Origin of the sequence: Sphaerochaeta sp. S2 (assembly GCF_016406725.1) — a bacterium.
Lineage (GTDB): Bacteria > Spirochaetota > Spirochaetia > Sphaerochaetales > Sphaerochaetaceae > Sphaerochaeta.
The window spans coordinates 1-4,196 of the sequence record NZ_JAEKNT010000410.1; the positions used below are offsets into that span (position 1 = coordinate 1).

Here is a 4,196-nt window from a genome sequence, read left to right on the forward strand (position 1 = left end):
CAGCATGCTTACGATACCGGGTTGATTCTCTTCCAAGAATCCCCTGTGGTCTCCAGATCATCATAACAACCAGTATCAAACCAAACAGGATCTGCTTGAACTGGGGTGGAATGACGCTGGACAGTCCGGTGAGCTGAGGAAAATAGCTGATGAACTGGATGATGAAAGCACCCAGGATCGAGGCCTTGAAGTTGCCCATACCACCAAGCACCACCATACAAAGCACCATGACCGAGACCATGAAGGTATACGTTCCCGGTGTTACTGACAAGGTAAAAGTAGCCTGTAAGGAACCTGCAATACCAGCTACCGAAGCGCCAAGAATAAATGCATACACCTTGTACTTCGTAATGTTGATACCCATGGACTGGGCAGCAATCTCATCCTCCCTCACTGCAGACAATGCACGCCCCATTCTTGAACGGGCAAGACGCTGGAAAAGAAAATATGCAATGATGACGAACACAATCACCATCACCAGGAAGGCATACTTCTTGTAAGGATTAATGGTAAATCCGAAGATGACAGGCATGGGAATTCTCTGGATACCCATCGGACCATTGGTCAGTGAGTCCCAGTTGTTCAATACGTTACGTACAATTTCGCCAAATCCCAGGGTAGCAATGGCCAGATAGTCACCCTTGAGCCTGAGAGTCGGTAGTCCGATCAACAAACCAAAAAGTGCACTTACCACAAATGCTACAGGAAGCGTGGCCCAGAAAGACCAGCCAAATTGCGTGGTAAGAATTGCCGTTGCATAGGAGCCTATGGCAAAGAAACCTGCCTGGGTTAGACTGAGCATACCGCCGTAACCGGTGATAATGTTCTGTCCGATCGACATAAGGGCATAGATGCCTGAGTAAATCAAAATCAGTAGAAAAAAGTTAAGCATATTACACCTTCTCCTTTTCGACCTTGCCGAACAGCCCTTCCGGCTTGATCAAGAGAATGAGAATCAATACACCAAAGGCAATGGTATCCTTCAGACCGGTAGGAATACCAAAGACGGCAACACCAAAGGTTTCCAATACACCGAGCAAGATACCTCCAAACATGGCTCCGCTGATATTCCCGATTCCGCCAACAACAGCAGCCACAAAGGCTTTAAGGCCTGTCATGGTTCCCATAGTAGCGTAGACCTTGAAGTCCAGAGCTATCAAGATACCACCGACTGCGGCCAATGCGCTCCCGATGGCAAACGTCATGCTGATGACCTTGTTAACATTGATTCCCATCAACATAGCTGTTCCCTGATCCAAGCTGGTTGCGCGCATGGCCTTCCCCATCCTGGTCTTATCAACGAAGAGCTTGAGAATGATCATCATAAGCAAGGAGACACTCAAGATGAGAATCTGGTGAGGCGTGATAACGACCTCCCCGATATGAACCGGCGTATTGTCAAAGGGATAGTTGAATTTTCTGGAATGTGTGCCAAAGGCCCATGCAGCACTGTTGGAGAGTATGAATGAAACACCAATAGCGCTGAGAAGCGGGGCAAGTCTGGTTGCTCCCCGTAGCGGTTTATACGCAATACGCTCAATGGACATACCAAGTACGGCGCTGAACCCCATACTGATAAGCATAGCTAGGAAGAAGGCTATCAGTGTCCATGTTCCAAGCGGGGCATCCCCTCTCAGTCCATCAAACACAAACAGACCAATATAAGCCCCAGCCATTAATATGTCACCATGGGCGAAGTTGATAAATTTCAGAATGCCATACACCATGGTGTACCCCAGGGCTATCAGGGCATAGATGCCCCCCAAGGTCAGGCCATTCATCAAATGTTGAAAGAATTCGGCAATTCCCACGATGCTCTCTCCTTCATACGAAAACTAGTAGGTACGATAACATGAAAAGACCGGTGTAAACAACACCGGTCCTCCCATTTCCCGAGTAGACCGGGAAGTAACAGAGACCTTAGTCCACCTGGGTAAGGACTCCATCAACAACGGTATAGGAACCGAGGTATTCAGGAGTAGTCCCGTTGACCTTGTAGAGTCCCTGGTATGCAACCAAGTCACCATTCTCAGCAAAGTTGACGGTACCAGAGACACCAGCAAAGTCCTTGGTAGCTGCAACCGCATCACGGATGGCAGCACGGTCAAACTTACCAGTCTCCTTGTACACTTTGTCCATTGCCTTGAGCAGAATGTTTGCTCCATCGTAAGCGTTGGTTGCAAAGCTATCAGGACCAACACCAAACTTGGCTTCATACTGTGCAACGAAATTACTGTAGGCAGGACTTTCCTTGACCTTTGCAGGACCAACATAGATTACGCCGTCGGTGAATTCACCAGCAAGGTCGTAGATCTCAGGGTTGGAGAATCCATCACAGGAGAGGAAAGGAATATCCATTCCCAACTGACTGGCCTGCTCGAGAATCTGAGCCATCTCAGCGGTGTAGTTGGGGATGTAGATTGCTTCAGGATTGGCACTACGAATCTTGGTAAGCTGGGTCTTGAAGTCCTTGTCGCCGACCTGGAAGGATTCAGCAATGGTCACCTTTCCACCAGCTGCCTCGAATGCAGCAGTCATGCCTTCGTACAAACCCTGGCTGTAGTCATTCTTTGCATACAGGACAGCAAGATTGCGATAGTCAAGCTCATCATAGAAATAGTGGCCGGCAACCTCACCCTGCAAACCGTCGGATACAACGGTGCGGAATACATAGTCACCAATGCTGGTAATATCAGCGTGTGTTGCAGAGGGGCTGATCATTACGATGCCTTCACTCTGGACACGCTCACCAACAGCAAAACTGGTACCGGTAAGTACTGGGCCTATCATACCAACAATTTGATCAGCCGAACTGAGCTTCTCGATTGCTGAAAGACCTTTCTCAACATTTCCTTCAGAGTCCTCAGAGACGAGAACTGCAGGTATCTTGCCACCAAATCCACCATTGGCATTAAACTGCTCAACTGCGAGGATTACCGAGTTGTTGCTTCTTACACCATAGTTGGCATAGTCACCGGTCATGGGGCCCATAAAACCAATTTTGGGGCTGGAAGATTCTCCACCACCCTGTGCAAACAAGGGGGAAGCCAGCAAAGCCACCAGAATAAAACAGACAAACAGGCTTTTCTTCATATTAGTACCTCCATATACTGATCGAACAAGCTGAAACTTTTTCGTTTCGAAACATTGGTTAAGTTTATACATTAACTAGTATATTTATGCAACATTCAACCACGACAATTTGTAAATTTTCCTCTTATATCCGAAAATCTCCACTGAAAGCTAATTATTATTGCAAGCCGCAGAGATTTCAGTAGGGAATTCTCTAGTTTGGATTTATACTGGAGAAAACAGAAGAGCTCTAGGAGGTTCATATGGCAGAGAAAGTGGGTATGATTGCTGAATTCAAGAAATTCATCACCAGGGGAAATGTAATTGATATGGCTGTCGGTATCATTATTGGTACCGCATTCAAGGAAATCATCAATTCGCTCGTGAAAGAGATTATCATGCCCTTGATCGGGCTCTTCCTGGGTGGGATAAGTTTCGTTGACCTGAAAATTGTCATTGCAGAGGCCACGGAACAGACCACTGAGGTTGCCATCATGTACGGGAACTTCATCCAGAGGATCATCGATTTCCTCATCATCGCATTTGTAGTATTTATGATGGTAAGAACAATCAACAGAATCCGTGAACGAATTGAGGCAAGGAAGAAAGCTGAAGCAGCAGCGGAAGCAGAGGCAGCACCTCCTGCTCCAACCCCTGTTGATATCGTTTTGCTTACTGAAATCAGGGACCTGTTGAAGAAGTAATAAATTTCACTCGCCCCTTGCATCCTCTACCGGATTTGGGGTAGTATCGGCTGTGTGCTGCCCTCGTAGCTCAGCTGGATAGAGCACTTCCCTCCTAAGGAAGGGGTCGTGCGTTCGAATCGCGCCGGGGGCAAGAAAGGCTGTTGGGAATCCCAACAGCCTTTTCTCATCTTTATAGAACCAGGATTAGAATCGATAGTATTAACAACAGAACCAGTAATACAATCAGGAATATGCGAAGCACCTTGCCCCGCTTTATTCGTAGTCGGTTTTCCACGGTATCGCGGGAGCGTTCATATTCAATCCGTGCTTCTTCCGCTTCCAGTCTCTTCTGCCGTTCTTCCTCGGCCTTCAACTCAGCTTCCCGTTGTTGTTTGTTTACTGCATCCTGTTTTGCTTCCTGCTCCTTCAGATCCAGGT

The 4,196-nt window shown here is 47.4% G+C and carries 4 protein-coding genes, 1 tRNA gene and 1 pseudogene; 2 read left to right on the forward strand and 4 right to left on the reverse strand.

The window, feature by feature from the left end; all coding sequences use genetic code 11:
- The 3 genes from JF818_RS11940 to JF818_RS11950 all read right to left on the reverse strand — a co-directional run.
- The coding region (locus tag JF818_RS11940; protein WP_198892229.1) for a branched-chain amino acid ABC transporter permease at positions 1-892 on the reverse strand (892 nt) is incomplete at its 3' end.
- Between the two features lies 1 nt (position 893).
- Positions 894-1,811 carry a branched-chain amino acid ABC transporter permease gene (locus tag JF818_RS11945; protein WP_198892230.1) on the reverse strand — a complete coding sequence of 306 codons (918 nt, stop codon included), beginning with the start codon at positions 1,809-1,811 and terminating at the stop codon, positions 894-896.
- Positions 1,812-1,920: 109 nt separating this feature from the next.
- Positions 1,921-3,093: an ABC transporter substrate-binding protein gene (locus JF818_RS11950; RefSeq protein ID WP_198892231.1), complete on the reverse strand. Its 1,173-nt coding sequence runs from the start codon at positions 3,091-3,093 to the stop codon at positions 1,921-1,923.
- 242 nt (positions 3,094-3,335) lie between these two features.
- Between JF818_RS11950 and mscL the strand changes: the two genes are divergently transcribed.
- Together mscL and JF818_RS11960 are read left to right on the forward strand one after the other, a co-directional pair.
- The gene (gene mscL / locus JF818_RS11955) at positions 3,336-3,776 is read left to right on the forward strand and encodes a large-conductance mechanosensitive channel protein MscL (RefSeq protein WP_255528453.1); all 441 of its coding nucleotides are present in this window, start codon (positions 3,336-3,338) and stop codon (positions 3,774-3,776) included.
- 59 nt (positions 3,777-3,835) lie between these two features.
- Positions 3,836-3,909, forward strand: a tRNA-Arg gene (locus JF818_RS11960).
- Positions 3,910-3,948: 39 nt separating this feature from the next.
- Here the strand turns inward: JF818_RS11960 and JF818_RS11965 are convergent.
- Positions 3,949-4,196: pseudogene (locus JF818_RS11965) on the reverse strand (hypothetical protein); the annotation flags it as partial.

What these genes read in the sequence shown, in the direction of transcription:
- JF818_RS11950 (WP_198892231.1), bottom strand. Translation starts at nt 3,093, where the DNA reads ATGAAGAAAAGCCTGTTTGTCTGTTTTATTCTGGTGGCTTTGCTGGCT.
- mscL (WP_255528453.1), top strand. Translation starts at nt 3,336, where the DNA reads ATGGCAGAGAAAGTGGGTATGATTGCTGAATTCAAGAAATTCATCACC.